Source organism: Phocoenobacter atlanticus subsp. cyclopteri, assembly GCF_018343795.1.
Classification (GTDB): Bacteria; Pseudomonadota; Gammaproteobacteria; order Enterobacterales; family Pasteurellaceae; genus Phocoenobacter; species Phocoenobacter atlanticus.
This window is the reverse complement of the sequence record NZ_CP074346.1, coordinates 1,596,637-1,611,970: the sequence shown is the minus strand read 5'-3', so window position 1 is coordinate 1,611,970 and position 15,334 is coordinate 1,596,637. Positions and strand designations below refer to the sequence as shown.

General features: G+C 34.8%; 11 protein-coding genes and 1 pseudogene. All 12 read left to right on the top strand.

Annotated elements, in window-relative coordinates:
* Nucleotides 1-531 precede the first annotated feature (531 nt).
* The 12 genes and pseudogenes from KGI96_RS07745 to KGI96_RS07690 all read left to right on the top strand — a co-directional run bounded on the left by KGI96_RS07745 (nt 532) and on the right by KGI96_RS07690 (nt 15,323).
* Nucleotides 532-828 carry a colicin immunity domain-containing protein gene (locus tag KGI96_RS07745; RefSeq protein WP_213156415.1) on the top strand — a complete coding sequence of 99 codons (297 nt, stop codon included), beginning with the start codon at nt 532-534 and terminating at the stop codon, nt 826-828.
* 530 nt (nt 829-1,358) lie between these two features.
* Nucleotides 1,359-1,859, top strand: a pseudogene (gene rppH, locus KGI96_RS07740) (RNA pyrophosphohydrolase); the annotation flags it as partial.
* A gap of 56 nt (nt 1,860-1,915) precedes the next feature.
* Nucleotides 1,916-2,716 carry a sulfite exporter TauE/SafE family protein gene (locus KGI96_RS07735; protein WP_211597538.1) on the top strand — a complete coding sequence of 267 codons (801 nt, stop codon included), beginning with the start codon at nt 1,916-1,918 and terminating at the stop codon, nt 2,714-2,716.
* A 21-nt stretch (nt 2,717-2,737) separates the two neighbouring features.
* Complete coding sequence (gene lgt, locus KGI96_RS07730; RefSeq protein ID WP_211597539.1) at nt 2,738-3,532, top strand: prolipoprotein diacylglyceryl transferase; 795 nt, start codon at nt 2,738-2,740, stop codon at nt 3,530-3,532.
* Between the two features lie 153 nt (nt 3,533-3,685).
* Nucleotides 3,686-5,296, top strand: coding sequence for a class I SAM-dependent DNA methyltransferase (locus tag KGI96_RS07725; RefSeq protein WP_213156589.1), 1,611 nt, complete (start codon nt 3,686-3,688; stop codon nt 5,294-5,296).
* 164 nt (nt 5,297-5,460) lie between these two features.
* Nucleotides 5,461-6,789, top strand: coding sequence for a restriction endonuclease subunit S (locus tag KGI96_RS07720; protein ID WP_211597540.1), 1,329 nt, complete (start codon nt 5,461-5,463; stop codon nt 6,787-6,789).
* Nucleotides 6,790-6,804: 15 nt separating this feature from the next.
* On the top strand, nt 6,805-7,752 hold the full coding sequence (locus KGI96_RS07715) for an SIR2 family protein (RefSeq protein WP_211597541.1): 948 nt from the start codon (nt 6,805-6,807) through the stop codon (nt 7,750-7,752).
* Nucleotides 7,749-9,431 (top strand): ATP-binding protein, encoded by a 1,683-nt coding sequence (locus tag KGI96_RS07710; RefSeq protein WP_211597542.1) that lies wholly within the window; start codon nt 7,749-7,751, stop codon nt 9,429-9,431. Before KGI96_RS07715 ends, KGI96_RS07710 begins: the two co-directional genes overlap by 4 nt.
* A 1-nt stretch (nt 9,432) precedes the next feature.
* A complete protein-coding gene (locus KGI96_RS07705) occupies nt 9,433-10,428 on the top strand; it encodes a Fic family protein (RefSeq protein WP_211597543.1) in 996 nt (331 codons plus the stop codon).
* A 283-nt stretch (nt 10,429-10,711) separates the two neighbouring features.
* Nucleotides 10,712-13,828 (top strand): type I restriction endonuclease subunit R, encoded by a 3,117-nt coding sequence (locus KGI96_RS07700; protein WP_370685842.1) that lies wholly within the window; start codon nt 10,712-10,714, stop codon nt 13,826-13,828.
* A gap of 142 nt (nt 13,829-13,970) precedes the next feature.
* Nucleotides 13,971-14,738 (top strand): 5'/3'-nucleotidase SurE, encoded by a 768-nt coding sequence (surE, locus tag KGI96_RS07695; RefSeq protein ID WP_211597544.1) that lies wholly within the window; start codon nt 13,971-13,973, stop codon nt 14,736-14,738.
* Complete coding sequence (locus tag KGI96_RS07690) at nt 14,739-15,323, top strand: YqaA family protein (RefSeq protein WP_211597545.1); 585 nt, start codon at nt 14,739-14,741, stop codon at nt 15,321-15,323. It abuts the gene before it with no gap.
* Nucleotides 15,324-15,334 lie beyond the last annotated feature (11 nt).

The following is a 15,334-nucleotide window of genomic DNA, read 5'->3' as shown; positions in this document are numbered from 1 at the left end:
GTTAATCAAAAAATCCCTGTATAAGCCGTTAAATTCGTTTTTGTGTTCAATCAATCATTACGCTAATTTTTTATTCTTCTTTGCCATTTTTTTGGCTAAAATGACCCAAATTATTTTATCACTCTATTTTTGACTATTTTTTATCATAAAAATATAAAAAGTGTCATTGTTAAAATAAGTATATGGTATAAGTTATATAAAGGTGTGTAAATTTTACATATCAGAAATAGTAAAAAATGGGCTGACATAAGTAAAATTTACTTATCAGAACGCTAAAATTGAACAAATAATAAACGATGATAAGTAAAAATTACTTATCAGATAAGTAAAATTTACTTATCAAAAAATCGAAATTATTTATAATAAAGTATATTACAATAAACAGACAGGGATAGCCGTTGCATTTGATAAGGATAACTCATATATAACAGCTTATATTCCAACTAATGATAAAAGACCGCAACTGGATAACTATCTTAAAACAGGTAATTTACAATGATTGAATACAAAGAAAATTATGAGCTATACAAAATGGCAAAGCTATTTGTGTCTGGCAAGTTGTCTGCTATACAGTTTGTTGATGATTATATGGATATGCACGATAATAGTCCATTCGGTAAGGAAAAAGTAACAATTAGTGATGATGACTTTGTGAAAGATCCTTGCTTGCTAAGTAGTATATATTTACATTGTGATACACACGAAAGTATGAATGTAAACAATCCATACACTGATGATGAATTAAAAGAAGTAGTTAAAATCTTTTTATTAGCTAATAGTGTTGATGATGGATACAAGGAAATAACTGAGAAAGGTTTATTGAAATAATGTAACAAACGATCTTAGAAATCAATCATTAGAATTTAAACAATTTAAAATTAACCGACCGTTTACATAGAGATATGTAAGCGGTTTTTTATGCTCACTTTTTGGAAGAAACAAATCAATGAAATAAGTTGCTTAGAAAGAGGTTTTTGAGCATTATAAAAAAAGAGAATATTACTAACTGTATAGTATCGCTTTCTAAACGAATATAACGAAGTAAAGTCATTTTTTATTTTGATATTTTAAGTTTTTAGTTATAAGATAAAAATACCCCGCCAAAACTAGAGATGAAAACAAATAAAAACTAGCATTTTTATAGGTGACTTTTGATTTTGGTAACACAAATGGTAACACAGCTCAAAACTGAATTATAAAAGATCTAGTATTTTCAATAGTTAAAGCTATGCGTTTCAACTCCCCCCAGCTCAATTCAATCAAACCCTTTAATTTTTTCTTTTGTTTCGGTTGCTCCAAAAATAAAAGTATGAAACAATCTATACCATTCAAGATTATTTTAAAATAAGGCGGTCAAATTGATCGATTCTGATGGATACCGCCCAAATGTTGGTATCGTTATTTGTAATAAAAATGGACAAGTTCTATGGGCAAAACGGTTTGGTCAAAACTCTTGGCAGTTTCCACAAGGGGGCGTAAAAGAAGGTGAAAACATTGAAACAGCAATGTACCGTGAGCTTTATGAAGAAGTTGGTTTAACAAAAAATGAAGTACGATTACTCTGGGCATCCAAATATTGGTTAAGATATAAATTACCTAAACGTTTAATTCGTAATGAAGGTACGCGTCCTGTTTGTATTGGGCAAAAACAGCGTTGGTTTTTATTACAACTGGTGGCACCAGAAAGCAAAATACGTTTAGATACAATGAAAAACCCAGAATTTGATGGATGGCAATGGGTGAGTTTTTGGTATCCTGTGCGCCAGGTCGTCTCTTTTAAACGTGAGGTATATCGCAAAGCGATGAAAGAATTCGCTCAAATTCTAATGATAAATAATACTGAGCAAACAGATAATATCAATAATAACTACCATCCAAAACGTAATCCTCACCGAAATTCGTGGAGGAAGCGTTGATGTCAGTAACACTCTTTATTGCATTTATAGTACTAGGTGCAGTATCTGGAATGTTAGCAGGGTTATTTGGTATTGGTGGCGGAATGGTGATCGTTCCTGCTTTAGTTTATTTATTGCCTAAAATGGGGATTCCAGATCAATTGATTATGTCAATGGCTCTTGGTATCTCTTTTTCTACTATTGTAGTCAATACCTTCTCAGCTGCTCAACACCACCATAAATTTGGTAATATTGATTTTTCAGTGGCAAAATTTTTTATTCCACCTTTGATGATTATGGGCTTTTTAACAACTTCAATAGTAACAGGCTTACCCAAGCATATTATTACCAAAGCCTTTGCTATATTAATGCTTTATTTATCGATAAAAATGTTTTTATCAATAAAAAAATCCCAAAAGGTAACAAAAGAATTAACCAAATCATCAATGATAATTGCAGGGGGAACTATTGGGGTTTTAGCAAGTATTGGTGGCATTGCGGGTGGTGGTTTTACCGTCCCTTTTCTAGAAAATAGAGGGCTTCCTCTCAAAAAAGCGATTGGCACCTCCGCATTATGTGGTTGTTTGCTCGGCTTAACAGGAATGTTTAGCTTTATTTTTCACGGCTATAATGCCCCTAATTTACCTGATTATTCATTAGGTTATGTTTATTTACCCGCTTTGCTATGTATTGTCTCTATTTCATTTTTTACTTCAAAATTAGGGGCAAGATTAACGACAAAATTACCCGTAAGCATATTAAAAAAGGCATTTGCATTATTGTTAATTGGCATTGCAATTAATATGTTTTTTAAATACTAAATTTCAAATAAAAGAGCAAAAATGTACGAAAATTATTTAATTTATCCAAATATCGATCCAATTATCTTTCAAATCGGTCCTCTTGCGTTACGATGGTATGGCTTAATGTATCTTATTGGTTTTGCTTTTGCCTATTGGTTGGGTACTCGCAGAGCTAAACAATCTGATGGCTTATGGACAGTTGAGCAAGTCGATCAATTACTTTATAACGGATTTTTTGGCGTTATATTAGGTGGGCGCATTGGGGATGTATTCTTCTATAGCTTTGATAAACTTCTTCAAGACCCTCTTTATTTATTCCGTATTTGGGAAGGAGGAATGTCGTTTCACGGTGGTTTGATTGGGGTAATCATTGCAATGCTTTGGACAGCTCGTCGCCAAAAAAATACATTTTGGGAAACCGCTGATTTTGCCGCACCACTGATCCCTTTTGGTTTAGGAATGGGGCGATTAGGTAACTTTATTAATGGTGAATTATGGGGAAGAACTACTGATGTGCCTTGGGCGATGATTTTCCCACACGTTGATTATCAACCACGTCATCCATCGCAAATTTATGAATTTTTACTCGAAGGCGTGGTGTTATTTACAATTTTAAATTTCTTTATCCGTAAACCTCGTCCACTTGGTGCTGTATCAGGGCTATTTTTACTGTGCTATGGGATTTTTCGCTTTATCGTTGAAAATTTCAGAGAACCAGATATGTCCCTTACCCTTGATTTAGGGATTATCACACGTGGACAAACATTGTCACTACCGATGATTGTTTTGGGAATTTTAATTATGGTTATTGCTTATAAACGCAACAAAAAATAATCCTAAAATATCACACATAAGCGGTCATTTTTTCCTGAATATTTACAAATTCTTAATAAAAAATGACCGCTTTATTTTTCTTATCAAAAAGATTAAAATTTTGCTACACATTTATTTTGAGGATAGTATAATGCAACCAGCAACCAGAACAGCATAGCTGTACAAGCCTTTCTTAGCAACCTTGATAACACACTTTGGAACGCTGCCGATAAACTTCGTAATAATTTAGACGCCGCCAACTACAAACATATCGTTCTCGGTTTTATCTTTTTAAAATACGTCTCCGACACCTTCACCGCTCATCAAGCCAAACTTTTAACACAATTTCAAGATCCTGATGACGAGCTTTATTTAGATCCTGAATTTTTTGATGAATCAATGCAACAAAGTGAACTCAGTCAGCGTGAATATTACACCAAAGACAATATTTTCTGGGTGCCTGAAAAAGCCCGCTGGGAGACCATAAAATCCCTGTGTAATACAAATATCGGCGATGAATTACCGTGGGGGAGCAAATTTAAAGGCGTAGCGTTGCTGATTGATGACGCGTTTGAAGCCATTGAACAAGAAAATCCAAAACTTAAAGGGGTATTGCAACGTATCGCCAGTTTTGGGGTGGCGGAGAACACCCTGATCGGCTTAGTCAATACTTTTTCAGATACCAACTTCACCACGCCAACCCACAATGGCGAACCGATCCACCTACACGCCAAAGATATTCTCGGACACGTTTATGAATATTTTTTAGGGCAATTTGCCCTTGCAGAAGGTAAAAAAGGCGGACAATATTTTACCCCAAAATCTATCGTTACCCTGATTGTTGAAATGCTCGAACCTTACCAAGGACGCATTTACGACCCTGCAATGGGCAGTGGCGGATTTTTTGTTTCTACGGATAAATTTATTCAATCCCACTCGGGCAATCGCAATGCTATTTCTATTTATGGGCAAGAATCCAACCCAACCACACGCAAATTAGCGGTAATGAATATGGCGATTCGTGGTATTGATTTTGACTTCGGCACTCGCAATGAAGACACCCTAAGAAATCCGTTACATATTGATAAAAAAATGGATTTCATTATGGCAAATCCACCTTTTAATATTAAAGAATGGTGGAGCGAAAGTTTGGCGGACGACCCACGCTGGAAATTTGGCACACCGCCTGAAAGCAACGCCAACTTTGCGTGGTTGCAACATATGATTTACCACCTATCCGAAAAAGGCAAAATGGCACTGCTACTCGCCAACGGCTCAATGAGTAGCCAAACCAACAACGAAGGGGAAATCCGCAAAAATATCATCAATGCCGATTTGATTGATTGTATGGTCGCTTTACCGGGGCAACTGTTCACCAACACCCAAATTCCCGCCTGTATCTGGTTTTTAAACAAAAACAAAACCCGCAAAGGCGAAGTGCTATTTATTGACGCTCGCAATATCGGTTATATGAAAGACCGTGTACTACGAGATTTTGCTGATGATGATATCCAAAAAATCGCCGACACCTATCACAAATGGCAACAATCCACCGACTATGAAGATATCGCAGGCTTTTGCAAATCTGCCACATTAAACGACATTGCCGACAATGATTTTGTACTCACCGCAGGACGCTATGTCGGCGCAGAAGAAATCGAAGATGACGGCATACCTTTTGCAGAAAATATGCAAAATCTCACCGCTTGCTTGCGTAAACAATTTGCACAAGGACAAGAATTAGAACAACAAATCGAACAAAACTTAAAAAGTTTAGGGTTTTAAATATCGTTGAAATTATCGAATGTAGGGGCGTATTGCATACGCCCAAACAACATATAAAAAATAATAGATTGAAATAACACGAAAAAATACAGGGCGTATGCAATACGCCCCTACAAAGCGGTTAAAAACATTTAGATTTTTACAAAAAATAAGAGAATAAAATTATGAGTAATTGGGAAAAAGTTAAATTGTCAGATATAGCCCTAAGCCTAAATACAGGTTTAGATGCTATTCGCAGAGCCCCTATTCTTGAATATGAAACAAACTTGAAATGTTTAAGAATTCAAGATATCTCTCAAAATAAACCATTTAATTTATGGGGATATACAGAAGTAAAGCCTGATGATTTTAAAAAATATCAATTAAAATATGGAGATATTATTATTGCTAGAACAGGAGGCTCTATTGGAGTAAATAAAATCATAGATCGTGATTTGCAAGCTGTTTTTAATAATGGCTTGGCAAGAATAAGAATTAGTGAAGATAAAATTACTTCACATTATTTATATTATGCAATGCAACTGGATAATTTTAAAAATCATATAAAAGCAATTTCATCAGGAACTGTTGCACAACCAAATATGAAAGTTGGAGATTTAGGATTATATGAATTTCTTTTGCCTGAAATTAAAACTCAAAAAGAGATTGTTGATATATTAGATAAATTAGACAAAAAAATCCAACTCAACACCGAAACCAACCAAACCCTAGAAAATATCGCACAAGCGATATTCAAAAGTTGGTTTATTGATTTTGACCCTGTACACACCAAAGCAAACGCACTCGCAAACGGTGACGATATCCAAACCGCCAACCGTAAAGCGATGATGACCCTATCAGGCAAAACAGACACCGAGCTTACCGAAATGGCACAACAATCCCCCACCGAGTACGCCCAACTACACCAAACCGCCCAAGCCTTCCCAAGTGAATTTGGAGAAAATGGATTGCCGTTGGGGTGGGAGATGACAACATTCGGTAAAGTTTCTCAATGTTTTGATAGTAAAAGAGTACCGTTATCAAAAAGACAACGAGCAGAAAGGCAAGGAAATATTCCATATTATGGAGCTACATCTGTTATGGATTATGTGAATGACGCTATTTTTGATGATACCTATCTTTTAATTGGTGAAGATGGATCAGTATTAAAAGAAAATGGAACACCTTTTATTCAGTATATTTGGGGCAAATCTTGGGTAAATAATCACGCTCACGTTTTACAAGGTATTGATAGTATTAGTACAGAGCAACTTATGTTATTTATGCAAGATACGGATATTACACCTTATGTAACAGGTGCAGTACAGCTGAAATTAAATCAAAAGAATATGAATAGTATTCCATTTATTAAAGCCACAGAGAAAATAAATAATCTATTCAATGAATATATTTCACCATTTTATAAAATTATTAAAAATAATCTTGAAAAAAGTAGAAATTTGGAGAGAATAAGAAATATACTATTACCTAAGTTATTAAATAGAAAGATTTGAATAAGAGGAAGATATATGAATATAGATACTTTTTTTAAAACAGTACAAAGAATGCTATCTACAAGCCCTACTATTATATGGGGATCTGGTGCAACAGTACCATTAGGATTGCCTACAATGCCTATGCTGAGTAAAGAATTAGCTGATAAAATTAAAAAATTTAATGGTAATAATAAAAATCTTGAACAAGAATTATCTGATCCTAAATATATTAATGATCTTGATGAGATCAGAAAAATTATATGGAATACTATCCACCAAAAAGATATAGAAGTCAGAAATAAAGTTATTGAAGATAGAGATGGTTATATTCAGTCTGTAAAAAATTTAGTGTGTTACCTTAAGAAACCACACCCTGAATTAGTTAATATTATAACTACAAATTATGATAGAGTTCTTGAAACTATATTATCATATTATGATATAACTTTTACTGATGGATTTATTGATAAAGATTTATCAACATTTAATGAAGATTTATTTTTAAATAAAAATATTGTGAATATTATAAAAGTACATGGTTCTTTAAACTGGTTTAACATATCAGGGAGTGTAAAATTTTCTCCTAGTTTAGTAGAGAATAAAGACTTAAAAATTATTATTCCAAGTAGCTTAAAGTATCAAGAAGCGTATGAATCTCCTTACAGAGAGCTTATACAAAAATCCGATCAAATTATTCAACAATCAAAAAGCTTTTTAATTGTTGGTTTTGGATTTAATGATAAGCATCTTACACCCAAAGTAAAACAAAGAGTTGAAAACAATATACCGATAGTTGTTATTACTAAAGAAATTACAGATAGTTGTAAAGCGGAATTAATAAATGCACAACAATATCTTTTAATTGAAGAAGGAAAAAGTACTAATACTCAAGTTACCTATAAAAATAATACCGATATTTCTGTAATGGAAATAGAGGGTGATTATTGGAAATTAGATAAATTTATGGAGATTTTACAATGAAAGAGCAACCACTATTAGGCAAGATACAAAGTGTAGATACTGGAACTGTAAGCATATCTTCTGACAATGAAGATATGCTTAATGGATTACAAATAAATCATATTGTGAAAATACAATCTACTCGCAATGGTGAAGAAATCATAGGTTTAATTACAAAAGTTATGAGAAAAGCAATTGAGAATAATGAAGAAAATGGAGGTCAAATATCATTAGAAAATATAATTAAAGTTAATCTTGTTGGAACATTATATAAAAAATCAGGAACAGAAAATAATAAATTTAAACGAACTTTAACTACCTTACCAAGTGTTGATGCAAAGTGTTGGCTACTAGCAGATGATGAGTTATCTGAATTTATGATGGCTATTTCACATAGTAGTAAAAATCCTTTGACCATTGGTAAATATACCCTATCAGAAAATGCCCTTGCAAATTTAGATGGTAATAAGTTTTTTCAACGACATGCCATAATTGTAGGAGGAACAGGATCTGGAAAGTCATACACAGTTGCTAATATTTTAGAAAAAACAGCTCTCCTCACTTCTTCTAATGCATTAGTATTTGACTTACATGGGGAGTATTCTCCATTATCAGAAATAGAAAATGTAATGTTATTAAAAGTAGCTGGAGCAAATGATACTTTAGATATGGATAATACAATATTTCTTCCATACTGGTTATTATCTTACGAAGAAATGGAGTCACTATTATTGGATAGAAGCGATAGTAATGCTCCAAATCAAGCTCGTGCATTATTTGATGCAATTATAAATGAAAAGAAATCATTATTAGCTGCCAATGGTCAAGCAGATATACTAGCTAATTTTACTATTGATAGTCCTATACCGTACGACATAACAAATGTTATTACATCATTAAAAAGTCTAGATGAGGAAATGATAGATGGAACTAGATCAAAAATAAAAGGACCTCTGAATGGAAAATTAGTGCGTTTTATTCAACGACTAGAAAGTAAAATCACAGACAAAAGACTTAATTTTATTTTTAATAATTATTCTCAGTTTTTAGATCATCATTGGTTTGAGAGTTTAGTTAAAAAAATAATGGGATTTGAAAATAAAAAAGGTTTAAAAATCATTGATCTTTCAGAAGTTCCTTCAGATATTTTACCTCTAATTACTGGACTAATTGCAAGATTAATATTTTCTATTCAACAATGGTCAGATAAAGATAAGCGTCATCCAATAGCAATGTTTTGTGATGAAGCCCATTTATATATTCCAGCTTCACCTAAAAGTAGTTCTGAAGAAAAAGGATTACATACTTTTGAACGTATTGCTAAAGAAGGAAGAAAATATGGTGTTTCATTAGTTGTTATTAGTCAGCGCCCATCAGATGTAAATAAAACAGTATTAAGTCAATGTGGAAATTTTATTGCTATGAGGTTGACTAACCCTGATGATCAAAATGTTATTAAAAGACTATTTCCAGATAATTTGGGAGGATTATCAGATATTTTACCAATTCTAGATATTGGAGAGAGTCTTATAGTTGGTGATGCTTGTATGCTTCCAAGTAAAATTATTATTGATGAACCTCAAATTAAACCTGCATCAGCAACTATTGATTTTTGGGATATTTGGGGAGAGGCTAATTCTAAATCTGATGAAAATCTATCTAATGCAATAAATGCATTAAGAAAGCAAAGTAAAAATTAAAGTGCAAAAGCCCCCTTTTGAAATAACCAACACAGCCCTTAATCTTGTCGTCCAAATATCCGAGAAAATCGGACGTTTGCAGGCGGATTATGACAAGCAGTTGCATTTGCGAAAAAATAACCGCTTACGCTCAATTCAAGCGTCTTTGGCAATTGAAAATAACTCGATGAGCCTTGAACAAGTTACCGATATTATCAATGGTAAACGTGTTTTAGGCGAGCCGAAAGACATTCAAGAAGTGAAAAATGCCTATGAGGCGTATGAAAAAATATTGCGTTTCTCGCCTTATTCCGTCAAAGATTTTTTAACGGCTCACCGTTTAATGACACAAGGGCTAATCAAAGACGCAGGAAAATTCCGTTTAAGCGATGTGGGGATTTTTAACCATAAAGGGGACGTTATTCATATGGGGGCAAGACCTGAATTTGTCCCTAAATTAGTAAAAGATTTATTTGCTTGGGCAAAAAATGATGATACACCTGCGTTAATTAAAAGTTGTGTGATCCATTATGAATTAGAACTTATCCACCCTTTTGCAGACGGCAATGGGCGAATGGGACGCTTGTGGCAAAATGTATTATTAAGCCAAAGTAACCCTGTATTTGCGTGGCTACCGATTGAAACTATGGTGTATGAATATCAAGATGAATATTATGCAACATTAAGACAAGCCGATAAAACAAGCAGTGCAACGGTGTTTATTGAGTTTATGCTTTCTATCATTTTAAAAGCCATTCAATCTTATCCTGAAAAACAAATGAGCGATATAATGAGCGATATAATGAGCGATAAATTTTCACTTCCTGAAAAAGAGGCTTACTCAAAAATTGTTCATTATTTAAAAAACAATGCAACGATCAACAATCAACAAGCCCAACAATTACTGAAAAAATCCGCCCCAACTGTAAGACGTTATTTGAATAAATTTGTGCTGAATAATTTATTGTGTGCAAGGGGGGAGAATAAAGCGAGGGTTTATTTTAAAAGTGAAACATAAAAACTACACCGATAGAAAAATGCACTTTTCTATCGGTGTTAGTTATTTTTTATTAAAAACAAGCGGTTAAATTTTAACAAAAATTTGTAAAATTAAGTTTAATCTAAGATGGTATCGAAGATTAAACTTAAAAATGGCGGAATTATTATTAACCAATACCCAAATAAATTTTTATTAGCAGAAAATTTAATGGCTCTGCCGATAACCTACATATAGGAAAATATTTTATGAAACTTAACACACCGATAAATGAAGATCTTATTGAGCAACTAGCAATTAAACAATTAAACAATTAAAAATGCTCGGTTGGGGGTATCAATATGGCAAGGATATTCCGATTGATGAGCAGTTATCCATTGATGGGGCGTGGCGTTCTCGTGGGTCACAGGTGGTGTTTAAGCCGTTGTTAAAGCAAGCGTTGGTGCGTTTAAATTCGGATATTCCTGAGTCTGTGATTGACGAAGTGGTGCAGAAAATTTGCTTTTCCGATAGTAGCGATTTGGCGTTACAAAATCAGACGGCTTATGGCTGGTTGCGTAATGGGGTAGCGGTGAGCTATCAAAAAGAGGGTGAGCAAATCAGTGATGTGGTGCGTTTGATTGATTTTCAAAATGTAGCGAATAATGATTTTTTAGTGGTTAATCAATTAACTATTGCGGGGCGAAAAGGCAATCGCCGTCCTGATGTCATCGCTTATATTAACGGCTTGCCGATTGTGGTGTTTGAGTTGAAAAATCCCCTTATCGAAGAAGCGGATATTAGCAAGGCATATTCTCAGTTACAAACCTATAAAGATGAAATCACGGATCTGTTTATTTTTAACCAAGTGTTAGTAATCTCTGATCACACCCAAGCTCGTGTAGGATCGGTTACAGCAGATTTTGAGCGTTTTACACCGTGGCGAGTGGTGGACGAGAAGCAAAACAGCGTGCGAGTGCATTTTGAAAATGAATTAGAAAGTTTGCTTAATGGTTTATTCTCGCCTGAGATTTTGTTGGATTATATCCAAAATTTTACGGTGTTTGAGAAGAATGAAAAAGGAAAAATCATCAAAAAAATCGCTGCTTATCATCAATATTATGGCGTAAATGAGGCAGTGCAATCCACTGAAATTGCGATCAAGGGGAATAAAAAAATCGGTGTGGTGTGGCATACCCAAGGCAGTGGCAAATCTTTATCAATGCTGTTTTATACGGGCAAAGTGTTATCTCAAAAAGCGTTAGGCAATCCAACCATTGTGGTGGTAACGGATCGCAATGATCTTGATGGTCAATTATTTAAAACCTTTTGTGAAGGGCAAGCGATTTTAAAACAAACACCGATCCAAGCCCAAAATAGCGAGGAATTACGCCTAGAACTCGCCAAACGAGAAGCGGGCGGTGTGATTTTTACCACTATTCAAAAATTTGGATTGAGCGATGAAGAAGAAAGCCACCCTGTTTTAAATTTTCGCTCAAATATTATTGTGATTACCGATGAAGCCCACCGCTCGCAATATGGTTTTAATCAAAAAATTAACGCACAAGGGCAATATCGTGCGGGCTTTGCTAAACATTTACGCAGTGCGTTGCCGAATGCCTCTTTTTTAGGTTTTACAGGCACGCCGATTGAAATGGAAGATCGTGATACGCAAGAAGTTTTTGGAAAATATGTGTCGATTTACGATTTTCAAGATGCAGTGGAAGACGGTGCGACAGTGCCGATTATTTATGAGGCACGTCAAATCAGTTTAAATGAAAGCAACGAGTTTGATCGCTTGATGAGAGAGGCGAGGGATTTGCTCGATGATGAGGATAGCCCTGAATTTCGCTTGCGTGAAAAACTAATGGGGACTGATGAGCGTTTGGATAAATTGGCGAAGGATTTTATTCATCATTTTTCAGAGCGTAATGCGGTATTTGAGGGCAAGGCGATGTTGGTGGCGATGAGCCGTGATATTTGTGTAAAACTTTATCAAAAAATAACCGCTTTACACCCAGAATGGCACAGTGAAGATGTTAATCAAGGAGCGATTAAAATTGTAATGACCAGCAATGCCAGTGATCCACAGACGTGGCAAATCCATAATAAAGATAAGAAAGTGTTAGAAAAACGCTTTAAAGACCCTGATGATCCGTTAAAAGTGGTGATTGTACGTGATATGTGGCTCACAGGGTTTGATGCCCCTTGTTGCCATACGATGTATATCGACAAGCCGATGAAAGGGCATAATTTAATGCAAGCCATCGCAAGAGTAAACCGTGTGTTTCGTAATAAAAGCCGTGAAAATGGCGGGTTGATTGTGGATTATGTGGGGCTAACGGAAGAATTACGAGAAGCAACCGCAAATTATACCAACGCAAACGGCAAAGGATCGGTTAAGCAGGATATTGACGCTATTTTTGACAAAATGTGTGAGTATATTTCTATTATTCGTGGGCAATTTGCGAGCGTGGTTGATGGCAAAAAATTCAGCCTTGATGAGGTGTTAAAAATCACAAATCCACAGCAATTATTGACGGAAATTTTAAAGGGGGCGAATCATATTGTTGGGTTAGATCGTGTTAGTTCATCTCCAAATGCTCCAAATAAAAAAGAAGCAACACCACGCAAAAAAGCCTTTTTAGAAGCGGTTCGCTTAGCTAAAAAAGGGCTTTCTTTATGCGGTGCATTACCCCAAGCTACACCTTATAAACAAGAACTTGCTTTTTATGATGCCGTGCGAGCGACCATTATCAAAAACAGTGCCACCAAAGATCCAAAAACAGGTAAAAATGGACAGCAATTAAAATTAGTCTCCTTGATCAACCAAGCAGTTACTTCTGATGGCGTGGTGGATCTTTTTGATTTACTCGGACAAGAACGCCCAAATATCAATTTGTTATCCGATGAATTTTTAGATGTGATCCGCCAAAGCCCGACCAAAGATTTGTGGACATCTGCGATTGAGCGTTATTTGAAATCTAAAATCAATGAATTAAGTGGTGCAAATTTAACTACCAAAGCAGATTTTGAGCAACGTTTAAAAGAGGCGATGAATCAATATCACAACCATAATTTATCGGTGTTAGACATAATCGAAGAATTGATCGGCTTGGCGAAAGAATTTGATGAACAAAGCAAACGTGGGCAAAAATTAGGATTAAGCGAAGCAGAATTAGCCTTTTATGACGCCCTTGCTAAAAATGAGAGTGCCAAGGCATTGATGGGCGATTTAACCTTAATTAAACTGGCACGAGAAATTACCGATAAACTACGCAAATCGGCGACGATTGACTGGCAATATAAAGAAGGCGTAAAAGCCAAAATGCGAATTTTAGTACGTCGAATGCTGATGATTTATAAGTATCCACCAGATAAGCAAGAAGATGCGATTAAGTATGTGTTAGAACAGGCGGAGGCGATTGCGGAGATGCTCTAATCATATAACATTATTGCTCCTTGTATAAAAGTATGAAACAATCTATACATATTAGTTTTTAAGTTGATGACTGCTTTAACAAAATAAAACAAGCGGTAAGATCTTAACAAAAATTTACAAATTTTATTAATAAGGAACGTAAATGAAAATTTTAATCAGTAATGATGATGGTATCCATGCGAAGGGTATCAATGTATTAGCAGAAACCTTACGTGATGCAGGACATAATGTAACGATAATTGCACCAGATAGAAATAGAAGTGCGGCATCAAGTTGTTTAACCTTGGTTGATCCATTGCGAGTAAAAAAACTCTCTGAACAGAATTATACTGTTGTCGCAGGTACACCAGCAGATTGTGTACACTTAGCATTAAATGGTTTTTTTGAAGAAGAATTTGATTTGGTTGTCTCTGGGATTAATCACGGTGCTAATTTAGGTGATGATGTAATTTATTCAGGAACAGTTGCCGCTGCCCTTGAAGGTCGTCATTTACCATTACCTTCGATTGCGGTTTCTCTAGTAGAAAAAAATGATTCAACTTATCTTGTATCAGGCGAGCATTATTTTGAAACTGCGGCTAAAGTGGTTCTTGATTTACTGCAAAAAATACAAGTCAATCTTCTTCCAAATAAACAAATTTTGAATGTAAATGTTCCAAATGTGCCTTATTCAAAATTAGCAGGTATCGAAATTACTCGCTGTGGAAATCGTCTTGCTGATGCAAAAGTGATTAAAGAAAAAGATCCGAGAGATGCAACTGTTTATTGGATTGGACCAAGTGGTACTCCGAGTGATAATGGAGAAGGAACAGACTTTTTTGCTGTCAAACAAAATAAGGTATCTATCACACCAATCCAAGCAGATATGACGGCTTATCAATCTATTTTAGCGTTAAAAGAAAAATTTTAAATGAAACTATTTGGCACAATTTATGATAAGGTAATGGAGTGGTCATCACACCGTTTGGCGTGGCTATGGTTAAGTCTTGTCAGTTTTATTGAGGCAATATTTTTCCCTATTCCACCTGATGTAATGCTTATTCCAATGTCGATGAGTCAGCCTAAATTAGCAACTCGTTATGCAATTTATACCACGATCGCCTCTGTAATGGGTGGAATGATCGGTTATGGCATTGGATTTTATGCCTTTGATTGGGTAAAAGACATTATTTTTGGTTGGGGTTATCAAGCTCAATTTGATAAAACACTCACTTGGTTTGAACAATGGGGCATTTTAGTTGTCTTTTTAGCAGGGTTCTCACCAATTCCGTATAAAATATTTACGATTTGTGCAGGTGTAATGCAAATGTTGTTTTTACCTTTTGTATTAACAGCGACAATCTCTCGTTTTCTACGTTTTTTGTTAGTAGCAAGATTATCAGCGTGGGGGGGAGAAAAATATGCACATAAAATTCGAAAATCTATTGAAATTATAGGCTGGGCGGTTGTATTATTCGTCGTCATCGTTTATTCTTTCTACCAATTTTTTAAATAAAAGGTACAAAT

Coding starts and splice junctions, on each gene's coding strand:
- surE (WP_211597544.1), top strand. CDS start 13,971: ATGAAAATTTTAATCAGTAATGATGATGGTATCCATGCGAAGGGTATC.
- KGI96_RS07715 (WP_211597541.1), top strand. CDS start 6,805: ATGAATATAGATACTTTTTTTAAAACAGTACAAAGAATGCTATCTACA.
- KGI96_RS07735 (WP_211597538.1), top strand. CDS start 1,916: ATGTCAGTAACACTCTTTATTGCATTTATAGTACTAGGTGCAGTATCT.
- KGI96_RS07710 (WP_211597542.1), top strand. CDS start 7,749: ATGAAAGAGCAACCACTATTAGGCAAGATACAAAGTGTAGATACTGGA.
- lgt (WP_211597539.1), top strand. CDS start 2,738: ATGTACGAAAATTATTTAATTTATCCAAATATCGATCCAATTATCTTT.
- KGI96_RS07745 (WP_213156415.1), top strand. CDS start 532: ATGGCAAAGCTATTTGTGTCTGGCAAGTTGTCTGCTATACAGTTTGTT.
- KGI96_RS07690 (WP_211597545.1), top strand. CDS start 14,739: ATGAAACTATTTGGCACAATTTATGATAAGGTAATGGAGTGGTCATCA.
- KGI96_RS07720 (WP_211597540.1), top strand. CDS start 5,461: ATGAGTAATTGGGAAAAAGTTAAATTGTCAGATATAGCCCTAAGCCTA.